General features: G+C 62.8%; 14 protein-coding genes. 3 read left to right on the top strand and 11 right to left on the bottom strand.

Annotated features, from left to right (window positions below):
• Positions 1–71: 71 nt before the first annotated feature.
• The 4 genes from thpR to guaB form a co-directional block, all read right to left on the bottom strand.
• Positions 72–647 (bottom strand): RNA 2',3'-cyclic phosphodiesterase, encoded by a 576-nt coding sequence (gene thpR / locus QCE73_RS06105; protein WP_309880238.1) that lies wholly within the window; start codon positions 645–647, stop codon positions 72–74.
• 35 nt (positions 648–682) lie between these two features.
• Positions 683–2,266, bottom strand: a complete 1,584-nt coding sequence (gene guaA, locus QCE73_RS06100; protein WP_309880237.1) for a glutamine-hydrolyzing GMP synthase — start codon at positions 2,264–2,266, stop codon at positions 683–685.
• A 166-nt stretch (positions 2,267–2,432) separates the two neighbouring features.
• Positions 2,433–3,260 carry a hypothetical protein gene (locus tag QCE73_RS06095; protein WP_309880236.1) on the bottom strand — a complete coding sequence of 276 codons (828 nt, stop codon included), beginning with the start codon at positions 3,258–3,260 and terminating at the stop codon, positions 2,433–2,435.
• A 15-nt stretch (positions 3,261–3,275) separates the two neighbouring features.
• Positions 3,276–4,736: an IMP dehydrogenase gene (gene guaB, locus QCE73_RS06090; protein WP_309880235.1), complete on the bottom strand. Its 1,461-nt coding sequence runs from the start codon at positions 4,734–4,736 to the stop codon at positions 3,276–3,278.
• Between the two features lie 212 nt (positions 4,737–4,948).
• Here guaB and QCE73_RS06085 point away from each other — a divergent pair, with 212 nt between their 5' ends.
• Positions 4,949–5,929: a DMT family transporter gene (locus tag QCE73_RS06085; protein WP_309880233.1), complete on the top strand. Its 981-nt coding sequence runs from the start codon at positions 4,949–4,951 to the stop codon at positions 5,927–5,929.
• Positions 5,930–5,935: 6 nt separating this feature from the next.
• Here the strand turns inward: QCE73_RS06085 and QCE73_RS06080 are convergent, their stop codons facing one another.
• Both QCE73_RS06080 and QCE73_RS06075 read right to left on the bottom strand, forming a co-directional pair.
• Positions 5,936–6,259 carry an RnfH family protein gene (locus tag QCE73_RS06080; RefSeq protein WP_309880231.1) on the bottom strand — a complete coding sequence of 108 codons (324 nt, stop codon included), beginning with the start codon at positions 6,257–6,259 and terminating at the stop codon, positions 5,936–5,938.
• On the bottom strand, positions 6,256–6,693 hold the full coding sequence (locus QCE73_RS06075; RefSeq protein ID WP_035498879.1) for a type II toxin-antitoxin system RatA family toxin: 438 nt from the start codon (positions 6,691–6,693) through the stop codon (positions 6,256–6,258). The genes QCE73_RS06080 and QCE73_RS06075 overlap by 4 nt, the downstream gene beginning before the upstream one ends.
• Before the next feature lie 119 nt (positions 6,694–6,812).
• On the opposite strand from QCE73_RS06075, the gene smpB reads away from it, so the two are divergent.
• Positions 6,813–7,262: an SsrA-binding protein SmpB gene (smpB, locus tag QCE73_RS06070; protein ID WP_035498881.1), complete on the top strand. Its 450-nt coding sequence runs from the start codon at positions 6,813–6,815 to the stop codon at positions 7,260–7,262.
• Between the two features lie 43 nt (positions 7,263–7,305).
• Here the strand turns inward: smpB and QCE73_RS06065 are convergent, their stop codons facing one another.
• The 4 genes from QCE73_RS06065 to QCE73_RS06050 all read right to left on the bottom strand — a co-directional run bounded on the left by QCE73_RS06065 (position 7,306) and on the right by QCE73_RS06050 (position 11,550).
• Positions 7,306–8,232, bottom strand: a complete 927-nt coding sequence (locus QCE73_RS06065) for a stomatin-like protein (RefSeq protein WP_309880230.1) — start codon at positions 8,230–8,232, stop codon at positions 7,306–7,308.
• Between the two features lie 33 nt (positions 8,233–8,265).
• The gene (locus QCE73_RS06060; protein ID WP_309880229.1) at positions 8,266–8,694 is read right to left on the bottom strand and encodes an NfeD family protein; all 429 of its coding nucleotides are present in this window, start codon (positions 8,692–8,694) and stop codon (positions 8,266–8,268) included.
• 95 nt (positions 8,695–8,789) lie between these two features.
• Positions 8,790–11,207, bottom strand: a complete 2,418-nt coding sequence (gene ppsA / locus QCE73_RS06055; RefSeq protein WP_035498885.1) for a phosphoenolpyruvate synthase — start codon at positions 11,205–11,207, stop codon at positions 8,790–8,792.
• A complete protein-coding gene (locus tag QCE73_RS06050) occupies positions 11,200–11,550 on the bottom strand; it encodes a hypothetical protein (RefSeq protein WP_309880228.1) in 351 nt (116 codons plus the stop codon). Before QCE73_RS06050 ends, ppsA begins: the two co-directional genes overlap by 8 nt.
• Positions 11,551–11,697: 147 nt before the next feature.
• Between QCE73_RS06050 and QCE73_RS06045 the strand changes: the two genes are divergently transcribed.
• Positions 11,698–12,516: a pyruvate, water dikinase regulatory protein gene (locus QCE73_RS06045; protein WP_035498887.1), complete on the top strand. Its 819-nt coding sequence runs from the start codon at positions 11,698–11,700 to the stop codon at positions 12,514–12,516.
• 6 nt (positions 12,517–12,522) lie between these two features.
• Here the strand turns inward: QCE73_RS06045 and QCE73_RS06040 are convergent, their stop codons facing one another.
• On the bottom strand, positions 12,523–13,299 hold the full coding sequence (locus QCE73_RS06040; protein WP_309880227.1) for an RNA methyltransferase: 777 nt from the start codon (positions 13,297–13,299) through the stop codon (positions 12,523–12,525).
• Between the last annotated feature and the right edge of the window lie 14 nt (positions 13,300–13,313).

The following is a 13,313-nucleotide window of genomic DNA, read 5'->3' as shown; positions in this document are numbered from 1 at the left end:
TATTCCGATACACGAACCTTAACGCGTTAGAAAAATCCGCGAAACCCTTTATTTTGGGTGGATCCGACGGCTCACGATGCGAGCGGCCAGCGTGCGAGGATTTCGTATTGCGATCGGCCGAGCAGGCTGCGCACGAGCACGAACTCGCGTGCGGTCCATGCGATGGGCTCGACGGGCTGGCGCGCGATGCGGTGCTCGTCGTAGAGCAAGGTTACGTGGGGCGTGAAGCGGGGATGGTTTTTTATAGCGATGCCGGCGGTTGCTAGCGCAGAGCCGAGGGTTTGTTCGAGGGCGTCGAGTGGCGCGGTGACGTCGCCTGAAAGAACGAGCGGGCGTTTCGCGCGGCGGCCGGAGAAGCTTTCGATGCGGTCGAGTGTCAGTTCGACGGGCGGGGATGTGATTTGCGAAGCTGCGGTGTGTGCTTGCTTGAGGATATCGGCGGGGACGCCTGGGAAGGCGCCGAGGTATTGCAGCGTGATGTGGAGGCGAGCGGCGGGGATCGGCGTCGCCTTCAGCTTGTGGTCGATACGCAGACGAGCCGCGAGTTCGGTGATTCGGGTGGCGGCGGATGCGTCGGGATAGAGCGCGAAGAAGAGCGAGTCGGTGAGTGGCTCGCTCGGTGTGGGGTCGGGTGCGTGGTCATCCATGCGCCCGACTCGCGCTCAATGTGATGCGACGACGCTCACTCCCACTCAATCGTCGCAGGCGGTTTCCCCGAGATGTCATATACCACCCGATTGATCCCGCGAACCTCATTAATGATGCGATTGGAAACGTGCCCCAGCAACTCATGCGGCAGATGCGCCCAATGCGCCGTCATGAAATCGAGCGTCTGCACGGCGCGCAGCGCGACGACATACTCATACGTGCGCCCATCGCCCATCACGCCGACGCTCTTCACCGGCAGAAACACCGCAAAGGCCTGGCTCGTGAGGTCATACCACGACTTGCCCGATTCCTTATCGATGGTATTACGCAGCGTCTCGATGAAAATCGCATCCGCGCGACGCAGCAGATCCGCAAATTCGCGCTTCACTTCGCCGAGAATCCGCACGCCGAGGCCCGGCCCCGGGAACGGATGGCGATACACCATCGCGTGCGGCAAACCGAGCTTCACGCCGAGCTCGCGCACTTCGTCCTTGAAGAGTTCGCGCAACGGTTCGAGCAGCTTGAGATTAAGCGTCTCCGGCAAGCCGCCGACATTGTGGTGGCTCTTGATGGTGTGCGCGCCCTTCTTGCCCTTGCCCGCCGACTCGATCACGTCCGGATAGATCGTGCCCTGCGCAAGCCACTTGGCATCCGTGAGCTTGTCCGATTCCTTGTGGAACACTTCGACGAACTCCGCGCCGATGATCTTGCGCTTCGCTTCCGGATCGGTCACGCCCGCGAGCTTCTGCAGGAATTCCGCACTCGCGTCGACGTGAATCACTTTCACGCCGAGATGATCCGCGAATGTCGACATCACCTGCTCCGCCTCGTTCTGACGCAGCAAGCCATGATCGACGAACACGCACGTCAACTGGTCGCCGATCGCGCGATGCAAGAGCGCCGCCGCCACCGACGAATCGACGCCGCCCGACAAACCGAGAATCACGTGCTCACTGCCGACCTGCGCGCGGATCTTCTCCACCGCCTCGTCGATGTAATGGCCCATCTCCCAGTCCGCCTGCGCGCCGCACAGTTCCAGCACGAAACGATCGAGCATCGCGCGGCCCTGCACCGTGTGCGTGACTTCCGGATGCCATTGCAGGCCGTAGAAGCGGCGATCGTCGTCGGCCATCGCGGCGATCGGGCACGACGGCGTCGAGGCCATCAGCCTGAAGCCCGCCGGCAAGTCGACCACCTTGTCGCCGTGGCTCATCCACACCTTGAGCATCGACTCGTCCTTGCCGCTCTTGAAGTCCTCGATACCTTCCAGAAAACCCGTGTGATTCAGCGCCTGTACTTCCGCATAGCCGAATTCGCGCACGTTGCCCAGTTCGACCTTGCCGCCGAGCTGATCGGCCATCGTCTGCATGCCGTAACAGATGCCGAGCACCGGCACGCCGAGATCGAAGACGATCTGCGGAGCGCGCGGCGACTTCGCCTCGGTGACGGAGTTCGGGCCGCCCGACAGGATGATGCCCTTCGGAGCGAATTCGCGGATGAAAGTCTCATCGACGTCGTACGGATGGATCTCCGAGTAGACATGCGACTCGCGGATGCGCCGTGCGATCAGCTGGGTGACTTGGGAGCCGAAATCGAGAATCAGGATTTTGTCGTGCATGGCTGCGGCCAAAGGCTAAGTGAACGAATAATGTCTGTGCGGCCGGGATGCGACTTCGCGCGGCCCGCCTGCAAATAAATCGACGGCCGGCGCATTGGCCGACCGTGCTTGTCCCGCGTGTTTCCGATGCAGCGCTCGCGTGGCTTGCGGCATGCGCTTCGCGCCCTCAACGTGGTGCGTGGCTCGCGTCGGGCGCGAGCGGATCGGCTCTTCGGCCCGTCGCCGGATCGATCTCGCCGCTGATCACAGGCTCGATGCGCTTGCCGGTGACCGGATCGATCGCGCGGCCCGTCACCGGATCGAGCGTGCCGCCCGTGACGGGATCGACGGCGCCGTCCGGATGCGCCCGCACTGCGGCGGATGAGATCGGCGAAGCCGGATCGAGCGGACGCCCGGATGAATCGATCGTACGACCCGAAACCGGATCGATGGCCGTCGCTTGCGGCGCGCGCGCCGCCGGACGGACCGCGGTATCGATCGGCTCAACGCGCGCCGAAGGCACGGTGGCGCTCGTGCGAACATCCTCGCGCTTTTGCGCCGCCTTCTTCTCCGCCCGCTGGGCGGACACAGCGCCGGCCAACGCCGCGCGCTCGCGTCGCCGCACCGCCGACGACAGCCTCACGCTGCCCAAACCGAGCACGAGCAGCACGGCGCCGACCACCGCCGCGCTGATCTGCCCGAAGCCATCGACCTGCGGCGCGTGCAGCCCGAGCAACCAGACCAGCACCACGACGCCCGAGAGCCACTGCACGTGACCCGAGACGCGAGCGGCCCGGGCCGTCAACGCGCCGTCGACGGAAGCATGAAACGCGAGCCACGACAGCCCGATAAGCGCGATCCCGAGCAGTTGCCCGGCGAACACCGGCTGCACGCGGATCGAATCCAGTTGCAGCGCGCCGTACAAGCCGGCCCAGGGCGTCAGCAGAAACAGCAGGCCGAACGCCAGAAAAATCAGGGCATTGACGACGAGCACGACCCGCAGCAACGGTTTCATGATCGCTCCGCTCGATTAATCGACGTGGTAGTTGGGTGCTTCCTTCGTGATCTGCACGTCGTGCACATGCGACTCGCGCATGCCGGCCGCCGTGATCTGCACGAATTCCGCCTTCTCGTGCATTTCGTTGATCGTGCGGCAACCGCAATAGCCCATGCTCGCGCGCACACCGCCGACGATCTGGAACAGGATGGCGTTGACCGAGCCCTTGTAGGCCACACGGCCTTCGATGCCTTCCGGCACGAGCTTGTCGATGTTCGCCGAGTTGTCCTGGAAGTAGCGGTCCGCCGCGCCGTCCTTCATCGCGCCGACCGAGCCCATGCCACGGTACGACTTGTATTGACGGCCCTGATACAGGAACACGTCGCCCGGCGATTCTTCCGTGCCCGCGAGCATGCTGCCCATCATGACGACGTTCGCGCCTGCCGCAAGCGCCTTCGAGACGTCGCCCGAGAAGCGCACGCCGCCGTCGGCGACGACCGGCACGCCGGTGCCGCGCAGCGCTTCGGAGACGTTGGCGATCGCCGTGATCTGCGGCACGCCGACACCCGCGACGATCCGCGTCGTGCAGATCGAGCCCGGGCCGATACCGACCTTCACCGCGTCCGCGCCGTATTCGACGAGCGATTTCGCCGCCGCCGCCGTCGCGATATTGCCGCCGATGACCTGCACGTGCGGGTAATTCTGCTTCACCCAGCGCACGCGCTCCAGCACGCCCTGGCTGTGGCCGTGCGCGGTATCGACGACGATCACGTCGACGCCCGCCTGCGCCAGCAGGTCGACGCGCTCTTCATTGTCCGCACCGACGCCCACCGCCGCGCCCACACGCAGCTTGCCGTCTTCGTCCTTGCAGGCGTCCGGATTTTCCGTCTGCTTGGTGATGTCTTTCACGGTCATCAGGCCGCGCAGTTCGAACGCATCGTTGACGACCAGCACGCGTTCCAGGCGATGGCCGTGCATCAGCGCTTTCGCTTCGGCGAGCGAGGTGCCTTCCTTGACCGTCACGAGACGCTCGCGCGGCGTCATGATGTTGCGCACCGGCTCATCGAGACGTTCTTCGAAACGCAGGTCGCGATTCGTGACGATGCCGATGAGCTGCGCGCCCTCGACCACCGGGAAGCCCGAAATGCCGTGCTGCTGCGTCAGCGCGATGACATCGCGCACGCGCATCTGCGGCGGCACCGTGATCGGATCGCGCACGACGCCCGACTCGAAGCGCTTCACTTTCGCGACTTCGCGGGCCTGTTCCTTGGCAGTGAGATTCTTGTGAACGATGCCGATGCCGCCCATCTGCGCCATCGCGATGGCGAGCCGGCCTTCGGTGACCGTGTCCATGGCGGCGGACACGAGAGGCATGTTCAGGGAAATATTGCGGGTCAGCTGTGATTTCAGGCTGGTGTCGCGCGGGAGAACGCTGGAAAACGCGGGCACGAGGAGCACGTCATCGAACGTGAGTGCTTTCTGGATCAGACGCATGGCAAATCCTATGGGCGCAAAAGCAGATTATACCGATAGTTCCCTGCATTTTCACTGCCCGAACAGCAGCTTAGGCCGTTCGGTCGCAAAATCCGGGCCGTCCGCGCCCGCGTGCCGGGCGCTCGCGCATGTGCAGTTTTCGACAAGACGGCCGCCCGCGGCCCAGGCTACCCTTCGTGCCGTCAGATGAAATAACGACAGGGAGTCGGGCAATGCAGCGCGGTGTGATGTACGGAATGGCAGCGGGAGCGATCTGGGGTTTCATCTTTCTCGCACCACGGCTCCTGCCGGATTTTTCACCGCTCGCGCTGAGCGTCGGACGCTATCTGATGTACGGCGCCGTGTCGCTCGCGGTCGCGCTGCCGTTCGCCCGCAGGCTCCTCGCCAAACTCACGCGCGCCGATTTCATCGCGCTCGTGAAGCTGGCGCTGGTCGGAAACCTGCTCTACTACATGCTGCTCGCGAGCGCGGTGCAACTAGTCGGCGTCGCGCCTTCGTCGCTGATCGTCGGGATTCTGCCCGTGACCGTCACGCTCGCCGGACGGCGCGACCACGGCGCAATCGATCTCAGGCGGCTCGTCGGGCCTTTGCTGCTCGTGCTGGCCGGCATCGCGTGCATCAACCTGGACGTGTTCAGCGACGTGGTGTCGTCGTCGGGCGGTAGCGAGCATGCCGCGAGCGTGCTCACGCGCCTGACCGGCCTCGCATGCGCACTCGGCGCGCTCGCGTCGTGGACGTGGTACGCGGTCGTCAACGCGCGCTATCTGCAGGCAAATCGACACTTCGACGGCAACGAGTGGTCCGTGCTGTGGGGCATCGTGACGGGCCTCTTGGGACTCGTGCTCGGCGCCGTCGTCTGGATGCTGCCCGCGGGCACGGTTCAGGCGAGCGTGTCGGCCGCGCGCTGGCACGTATTCTGGGTCGTGTGTTTCGCGCTGGCGACCGGCGGTTCGTGGCTCGGCAACATGCTGTGGAATGCGGCGGCGAAACGCCTGCCGCTCACGCTCGCAGGCCAGATGATCGTCTTCGAAACGCTCTTCGCGTTGCTCTACGCTTTCGTCTACGACGGCCGCTGGCCGCGTACGCCGGAAGTGCTCGCGATCGTGCTGTTGCTCGTGGGCGTGCTATGGTCGGTCAGGCAACACACGCTGGAGCCCTCGCCGGCGGGCGCGAAGGAAGCGCCCGCGCATTGACACGGCTCAGCGCGAATCCTTCGAGTGCCACTTGCGCCCTTCGATCGAACCAGCCTTGCGCGCCTTGTCGACGCGACGCTGGCGCGCGGCCTTCGGATCGACTTTCAGCGGCCGATAAATCTCCACGCGATCGAAGTCGGCGAGCGCCGCGTCGAGCGCCTTCACCTTGCCGAACACGCCGACCTTTTGCGTCGACAGATCGATATCGCGATGAACGAGCAGCACGCCGCTCGCGTCGATTGCATCGCGTACCGTCGCGCCCTCGCGCAGCTCGACGCGCTTCAGGAACGCGCCATCGGGCAAGCCGTAGCAGACGTCGATAAGCATCATCGCTTGCCGTAACGTTGATCCGCGCGCTTCACGAAGGAATCGACGAATGTGTTGGCGATATGGCTGAACACCGGCCCGATGAGTTTCTCCAGAATCACGTTGGAGAATTCGTAGTGCAGCGCGAATTCGATCTTGCACGCGTCCGCGCGCAGCGGCGTGAAGCGCCAGTAACCGGTGAACTTCTTGAAAGGGCCGCTCAGGAACTCCATATCGATGGTGGTCGGACGCTTCTGCGTGTTGCGCGTCGCGAAGTGCTGCTTGATGCCCTTGAAGCTGATGTCGATCTTCGCTTCCATGCCATTCTCGTCCTGGCGGCCGATTTCGACGCCGCCGCACCAGGGCAGGAAATTGGGGTAGTCGGCGACATCGGTGACGAGGTCGAACATTTCTTCCGCCGAATGGCGGATCAATACGGTTTTCTGGACGTCTGCCATATAGGGCGCAGCGGTGGCTGAATTGGGCTGCAACGCGCAAGAGAACACGGCCGGAGTTCGTCTGCCGGACGGCACGCTGCTAAAATCGTGATTTTAAACGAGTTGGGCACTTTCCATTCATGAGCATCATCGACAACAGAAAAGCCTTCTTCGATTACTTCGTCGAAGAGCGCTACGAGGCCGGTCTCGTGCTCGAAGGCTGGGAAGTCAAGGCGCTGCGCGCGGGCCGTGCGCAAATCAAGGAAGGCTATGTCGTGATCAAGCACGGCGAGCTCTTTCTGATCGGCACGCATATCAGCCCGCTGCCCGAGGCATCGAAGTTCGCCAATCTGGATCCGGTGCGCACGCGCAAACTGCTGCTGCATCGCGACCAGATCGACAAGCTCATCGGCAAGGTCGAGCAACGCGGACACACGCTCGTGCCGCTCAACTTCCATTACAAGGACGGCCGCGTGAAGTGCGAGATCGGGCTCGCGAAGGGCAAGAAGCTGCACGACAAGCGCGAGACTGAAAAGAAGCGCGACTGGGAACGCGAGCGCGGGCGCCTGATGCGCACGGCTTCGCGTTAAACGAATCGGGGCGCCTTGAGCGCCCCGTTTGCTTTGCCGCGCGTCAGCCCTTCTTGATGACGCCGCCGCCCTCGCCTCTCACGATGGTCAACGCCGACGCGATCATCGAACTCATATCGGACAGGTTGCCCGGCACGATCAGCGTGTTGCCCGTCTTCGCAATATTGCCGAACGCGCCGACATACTGCTCCGCGATCTTCAGGTTCACCGCTTCCATGCCACCTGTCGTCTGAATCGCCGTGCCGATTTTCTGAATAGCCTGCGCGTTCGCCTCGGCCACCGCGAGAATCGCCGATGCCTCGCCCTGCGCCTGATTGATCGCCGCCTGACGCTCGCCCTCGGACTTCTGGATCGCGGCCTCACGCGCGCCGGCGGCGAGATTGATCTGCTCCTGCTTGCGGCCTTCGGATGCCGCGATCAGCGCGCGCTTTTCGCGCTCTGCGGTGATCTGCGCCTGCATCGCGTGAAGGATTTCCTTCGGCGGCGTCAGGTCCTTGATCTCGTAGCGCAGCACTTTCACGCCCCAGTTCGACGCGGCTTCATCGAGCGCATTCACGATGCTCTGGTTGATGAAGTCGCGCTCCTCGAATGTCTTGTCGAGCTCCAGCTTGCCGATGACCGAACGCAAGGTCGTCTGCGACAACTGCGTGATCGCGAACACGAAGTTGCTCGATCCGTACGACGCCTTCATCGCGTCCGTCACCTGAAAGTACAGCACGCCGTCTACCTGCAACTGCGTGTTGTCGCGCGTGATGCACACCTGGCTCGGCACTTCGAGCGGAATCTCCTTCAGCATGTGCTTGTAGGCGATCCGATCGATGAACGGCAGCACGATGTTGAGACCCGGCGTGAGCGTCGCGTGATAGCGGCCGAATCGTTCCAGCACCCAAGCATGCTGTTGAGGAACGATCTTGACCGTGTTCACCACGATCACGATGGCGATGATGAGCACGATGAGCGCGAAATACATTGTGTGACTCCTTCTTATAGTGAGCGAGCGTGTCTAGCGTTTGGCCGCGACGATCAGCCGGTTCCCGTCCAGCGCCGTGATGCGGTAGTACCGCGCGCCTTCGGTTTCACCCGGCGCGAGTTCGACGTCCCACTGCGCGCCGCGATACATCGCGCGCGCGTGGCCATCGCGCCATTGATCCACTTCCAGCGTCGCACCGATATCGAGATTCACGGCCGCATCCCGCGATGCGTCGCGCCCCTTCCAGCTACCGAAACGCGAGCGCCGCAAAACCACGACGGCAATCAGCGCGATGACGGCCGCCGCGCCCATCTGCACATGCGGCAGCGCGCCGGACACATAAGCGATGCCGCCCGCGATCATGCCCAGCGCGATCATGAGCAGATAGAACGTGCCGGTGAACAGCTCCGCGACGATCAACGCGCCCGCCGCGACCCACCAAATCAGTCCACTCGTTACCATCGCCGGTCTCCAAACGAAAACACCCCGGAGAAGTCCGGGGTGTTTTTATAGCACGCTCGCGCCTTTCCGAAAGCAACCGGAAAGGCGCTGCTGACTTATTTTGACAAGGTCTTCGCCAGTTGCTGCCATGTCTCGATGATCGTGTCCGGATTCAGCGACATCGATTCGATGCCTTCCTTCGCGAGCCACTCCGCGAGATCCGGATGATCGGACGGCCCCTGTCCGCAGATGCCGACGTACTTGTTCAGCCGCAGACACGTTTCGATCGCGCGTTTGAGCATGAACAGCACCGCTTCGTCGCGCTCGTCGAAGTCCGCCGCGAGCAGTTCCATGCCCGAGTCGCGATCGAGGCCGAGCGTGAGCTGCGTCAGGTCGTTCGAGCCGATCGAGAAGCCGTCGAAGCGCTCCAGGAACTGTTCCGCGAGAATCGCGTTGGACGGCACCTCGCACATCATCACGAGCTTCAGATCGTTCTTGCCGCGCTCGAGACCGAACTTCTTCAGCAGTTCGATCACGCGATCCGCCTGGTTCAGCGTGCGCACGAACGGCACCATGATCTGCACGTTGTCCAGACCCATTTCCTCGCGCACCTTCTTCAGCGCGATGCACTCCATGTGGAACGCTTCGGCGAAGTCGTCCGCAATATAGCGCGACGCGCCGCGGAAACCGAGCATCGGGTTTTCTTCATCCGGCTCGTAGCGCGAACCGCCGATCAGCTTCTTGTACTCATTCGACTTGAAGTCCGACAGACGCACGATGACGGGCTTCGGATAGAACGCCGCCGCGATCGTGGCGATGCCTTCCGTCAGCTTGTCGACGTAGAACGCACGCGGCGACGCATGACCGCGCGCAACGCTTTCGACTGCCTTCTTCAGATCGGCATCGACGTTCGGGTACTCCAGAATCGCCTTCGGATGCACGCCGATGTTGTTGTTGATGATGAACTCGAGCCGCGCCAGGCCGACGCCCGCATTCGGCAGTTGCGCGAAGTCGAACGCGAGCTGCGGATTGCCGACGTTCATCATGATCTTGACCGGAATCTTCGGCAGCTCGCCGCGCTGCACTTCCGTGACTTCGGTTTCGAGCAGGCCGTCGTAGATCTTGCCTTCGTCGCCTTCCGCGCACGATACCGTGACGAGCGCGCCTTCCTTCAGCACGTCGGTGGCGTCGCCGCAGCCGACCACGGCCGGCACGCCCAGCTCACGCGCGATGATTGCCGCGTGGCACGTACGTCCGCCGCGGTTCGTCACGATGGCCGATGCGCGCTTCATCACCGGCTCCCAGTTCGGGTCGGTCATGTCGGCGACGAGCACGTCGCCCGGTTGCACGCGTTCCATTTCCGACGGATCGTGAATCACGCGCACGGGGCCCGCGCCGATCTTCTGACCGATCGCGCGGCCCGTCGCCAGCACGTTCGACTGACCCTTCAACTTGAAGCGCATCTCGGCCTTGCCGGACGCCTGGCTCTTCACCGTCTCAGGGCGCGCCTGCAGAATGAAGATCTTGCCGTCGCGGCCGTCCTTGCCCCACTCGATGTCCATCGGACGCTCGTAGTGTTTCTCGATGATCACCGCGTACTTCGCGAGTTCGATCACGTCTTCGTCGGTGATCGAGAAGCGGTTGCGCTGCTCGTGCGGCACGTCGACCGTCTTCACGCGGCCCGGCTCGCCCGGCTTCGTGAACTCCATCTTGATGAGCTTCGAGCCGATCGAGCGGCGGATGATCGGGTACTTGCCCTGTTCGAGCGTGGTCTTGAAGACGTGGAACTCGTCCGGATTCACCGCGCCCTGCACGACCGTCTCGCCGAGGCCGTAGCTCGACGTGATGAACACGGTTTCCTTGAAGCCCGATTCGGTGTCGATGGTGAACATCACGCCCGCCGCGCCGACGTCCGAGCGGACCATGCGCTGCACGCCCGCCGACAACGCGACTTCGGCATGCGTGAAGCCCTTGTGGACGCGATAGGAGATGGCGCGGTCGTTATAGAGCGACGCGAACACGTGCTTCATGCGATCGAGCACGTCCTCGACGCCGACCACGTTCAGATAGCTTTCCTGCTGACCCGCGAACGATGCATCCGGCAAGTCCTCGGCGGTCGCCGACGAGCGCACGGCGAACGAAAGCTCTTCGGGCGAGCTGTTCTGGAGCACTTCGAAACCGCGGCGGATTTCGTCTTCGAGACGCGGCTGCATCGGCGCATCGACGATCCACTGGCGGATTTCCTTGCCGGCTTCGGCAAGGGATTTCACGTCGTCGACGTCGAGCGTTTCGAGACGCTTGGCGATGCGCTCGGTCAGGTCGTTGTGCTGGAGGAAGTCGCGGAATGCGAGCGCAGTTGTGGCAAAGCCCGTCGGCACACGAACGCCGGCTTCGGAAAGCTGGCTGATCATTTCGCCGAGCGACGCATTCTTGCCACCGACGATTTCCACGTCGGTCATTCGCAACTGCTCGAATGGAACTACATACGCCTGATCCTTTGCGACATCTTTCGCAACATTGACTGCGTTAGTCATACAAGCCCCTAAGGTGGATGGAATTCACGATCGCACAAGTGGGCTCATATGCGGCGGCGCTCATCGGAAGCGCGGCCGCATCTCGTACAACCTGTTTGATAAACCATCGGGGGAGCGCGTCACCGGAACCGGCGCACGTTGCAAAAAGAAGCGGGACGTCTGAAATCTGCTCGAAATCGTGGGTTTTTGCTGCCAAAACCGACGAACCTACCGCGATTTGACGAAAATCCGAATCAATTTGTCCGCAATTGCTTATCGAACAGGTTGCCGCTATTCTACCGTGCCGATTCTCAATTTGTTTCGGCAGAGACAGTAATTCCACGGCAAAATCGAAGTCTTTCACGCCGTTCGGTTCGCCGGCGCACACCGCTGGGCAACCAATGTAACACAGGCGCTTTCGTGAGCCGTGCAGGGCGTTCCCGCGGTCTATTTCGCGTGTTACCGTTTGAGCGCGCCCGCCTCAACTCGTTCCCCATTTGGTCTTTTGCCGATGCCGCCTTCCGTATTCATCGTTTCCGACGGGACCGGGATCACTGCCGAAACCTTCGCGCATTCGATCCTCGCCCAGTTCGATCAAAAATTCCGGCTCGTGCGCGTGCCGTTCGTCGATTCGATCGACAAGGCGTACGCGACGGTGGAAAAGATCAACGAGGTCGTGGACCTCGATGGCCGCAGGCCGATCGTCTTTACCACGCTCGTCGACAGCGCGTCGAATGAAGTCGTCAAGGGCTGCAACGCGCTCGTCCTCGACATGTTCCAGACCTTCATCGAGCCGCTCGAACACGAGCTGGAAATGAAGTCGACGCACGCGATGGGCCGCGTCCACCAGAACGCCGACACCGAGGAATACAAGAATCGCATCGAGGCGATCAACTTCTCGCTCGCGCACGACGACGGCCAGTCGAATCGCAATCTGGCCGATGCCGATGTCATTCTGGTCGGCGTATCGCGCAGCGGCAAAACGCCGACGAGCCTCTATCTGGCGATGCAATACGGCGTGAAGGCCGCGAACTATCCGCTGATTCCCGAAGACTTCGAGCGCGGCAAGTTGCCTACGCCTTTGCTCGAACATCGGGCGAAGATGTTCGGTCTTTCGATCGATGCGCAGCGGCTCGCCGAAATCCGCAACGAGCGTCGCCCGGGCAGCAAGTACGCGGCGCTTGAGAACTGCCGCTACGAGATCAACGAAGCGGAAATGATGATGAAGCGCGAGGGCGTGAAGTGGCTTTCGTCGACGCACAAGTCGATCGAGGAAATCGCCACGACGATCCTGCAGGAGATCAAGCCGGAACGGCCGTCGTATTACTGATTTTGCTCAGCGCTGCTGGCGGCACTGCTCGAAAAGACAGATCGCCGCCGCGGCCGCCACGTTGAGCGACTCCATCCCGCCCGGCTGAGGAATGGTCACGCGATGCGTCACGGCATCGCGCCAGATCTGCGACACGCCCGCGCCCTCATTGCCGAACACCCACGCCAGCGCGCCCGACAAATCGCAATCGTAGAGCGCGACCGCGCCGTGCGAATCGGTGATGGTCACGGGCGCATCGAGCCGCGCGATCAGATCCGCAGCTTCCACGTCCTCGAAAATATCCAGCAGGAAGTGCGCGCCCATGCCCGAGCGCAATACTTTCGATGACCACGCGTAAGCAGTGCCCGGCGCGCAGAACACGCGCGTGATGCCCGCCGCCGCCGCGCTGCGCAGAATCGAGCCGACGTTGCCCGCGTCCTGGATGCCGTCGAGGATCACGCAGGTTTCGGCGACGCGCGCAGGCGACTCGGCATCGATTTTCTCGACGAGCAACAGCATGCCCACGCCGTGCACGACGCTCGAAAGCTGTCCGAAGAGCGCATCCGGCAGCACGACGACACGCTTTTCCTCGATACGCGCGACGATGTCGCGGGCTTCCTCATGCGTGAGCGCGCCTTCGGTGACGACGCATGTTTCGGGCTGGCCGGCTGCATCGAGATACGCGGACGCCAGATGCAGGCCTTCGAGCAGCGCATGGCCGCTGCGACGCTGCTGCGCGGTCGAGCCGGCCAGCGCCTTGATGCGCTTATAGAGCGGATTGTCCCGCGAAGTGATGGATTTCACGTTGGATTGAGTGC

The organism is Caballeronia sp. LZ029, from assembly GCF_031451275.1.
Classification (GTDB): Bacteria; Pseudomonadota; Gammaproteobacteria; order Burkholderiales; family Burkholderiaceae; genus Caballeronia; species Caballeronia jiangsuensis.
The sequence above is the reverse complement of the archived record's forward strand: the minus strand, read 5'-3'. Positions and strand labels throughout refer to the sequence as shown.

Coding starts and splice junctions, on each gene's coding strand:
- guaB (WP_309880235.1), bottom strand. CDS start 4,736: ATGCGTCTGATCCAGAAAGCACTCACGTTCGATGACGTGCTCCTCGTG.
- QCE73_RS06085 (WP_309880233.1), top strand. CDS start 4,949: ATGCAGCGCGGTGTGATGTACGGAATGGCAGCGGGAGCGATCTGGGGT.
- thpR (WP_309880238.1), bottom strand. CDS start 647: ATGGATGACCACGCACCCGACCCCACACCGAGCGAGCCACTCACCGAC.
- ppsA (WP_035498885.1), bottom strand. CDS start 11,207: ATGACTAACGCAGTCAATGTTGCGAAAGATGTCGCAAAGGATCAGGCG.
- QCE73_RS06060 (WP_309880229.1), bottom strand. CDS start 8,694: ATGGTAACGAGTGGACTGATTTGGTGGGTCGCGGCGGGCGCGTTGATC.
- QCE73_RS06065 (WP_309880230.1), bottom strand. CDS start 8,232: ATGTATTTCGCGCTCATCGTGCTCATCATCGCCATCGTGATCGTGGTG.
- smpB (WP_035498881.1), top strand. CDS start 6,813: ATGAGCATCATCGACAACAGAAAAGCCTTCTTCGATTACTTCGTCGAA.
- QCE73_RS06075 (WP_035498879.1), bottom strand. CDS start 6,693: ATGGCAGACGTCCAGAAAACCGTATTGATCCGCCATTCGGCGGAAGAA.
- QCE73_RS06080 (WP_309880231.1), bottom strand. CDS start 6,259: ATGATGCTTATCGACGTCTGCTACGGCTTGCCCGATGGCGCGTTCCTG.
- QCE73_RS06095 (WP_309880236.1), bottom strand. CDS start 3,260: ATGAAACCGTTGCTGCGGGTCGTGCTCGTCGTCAATGCCCTGATTTTT.
- guaA (WP_309880237.1), bottom strand. CDS start 2,266: ATGCACGACAAAATCCTGATTCTCGATTTCGGCTCCCAAGTCACCCAG.
- QCE73_RS06045 (WP_035498887.1), top strand. CDS start 11,698: ATGCCGCCTTCCGTATTCATCGTTTCCGACGGGACCGGGATCACTGCC.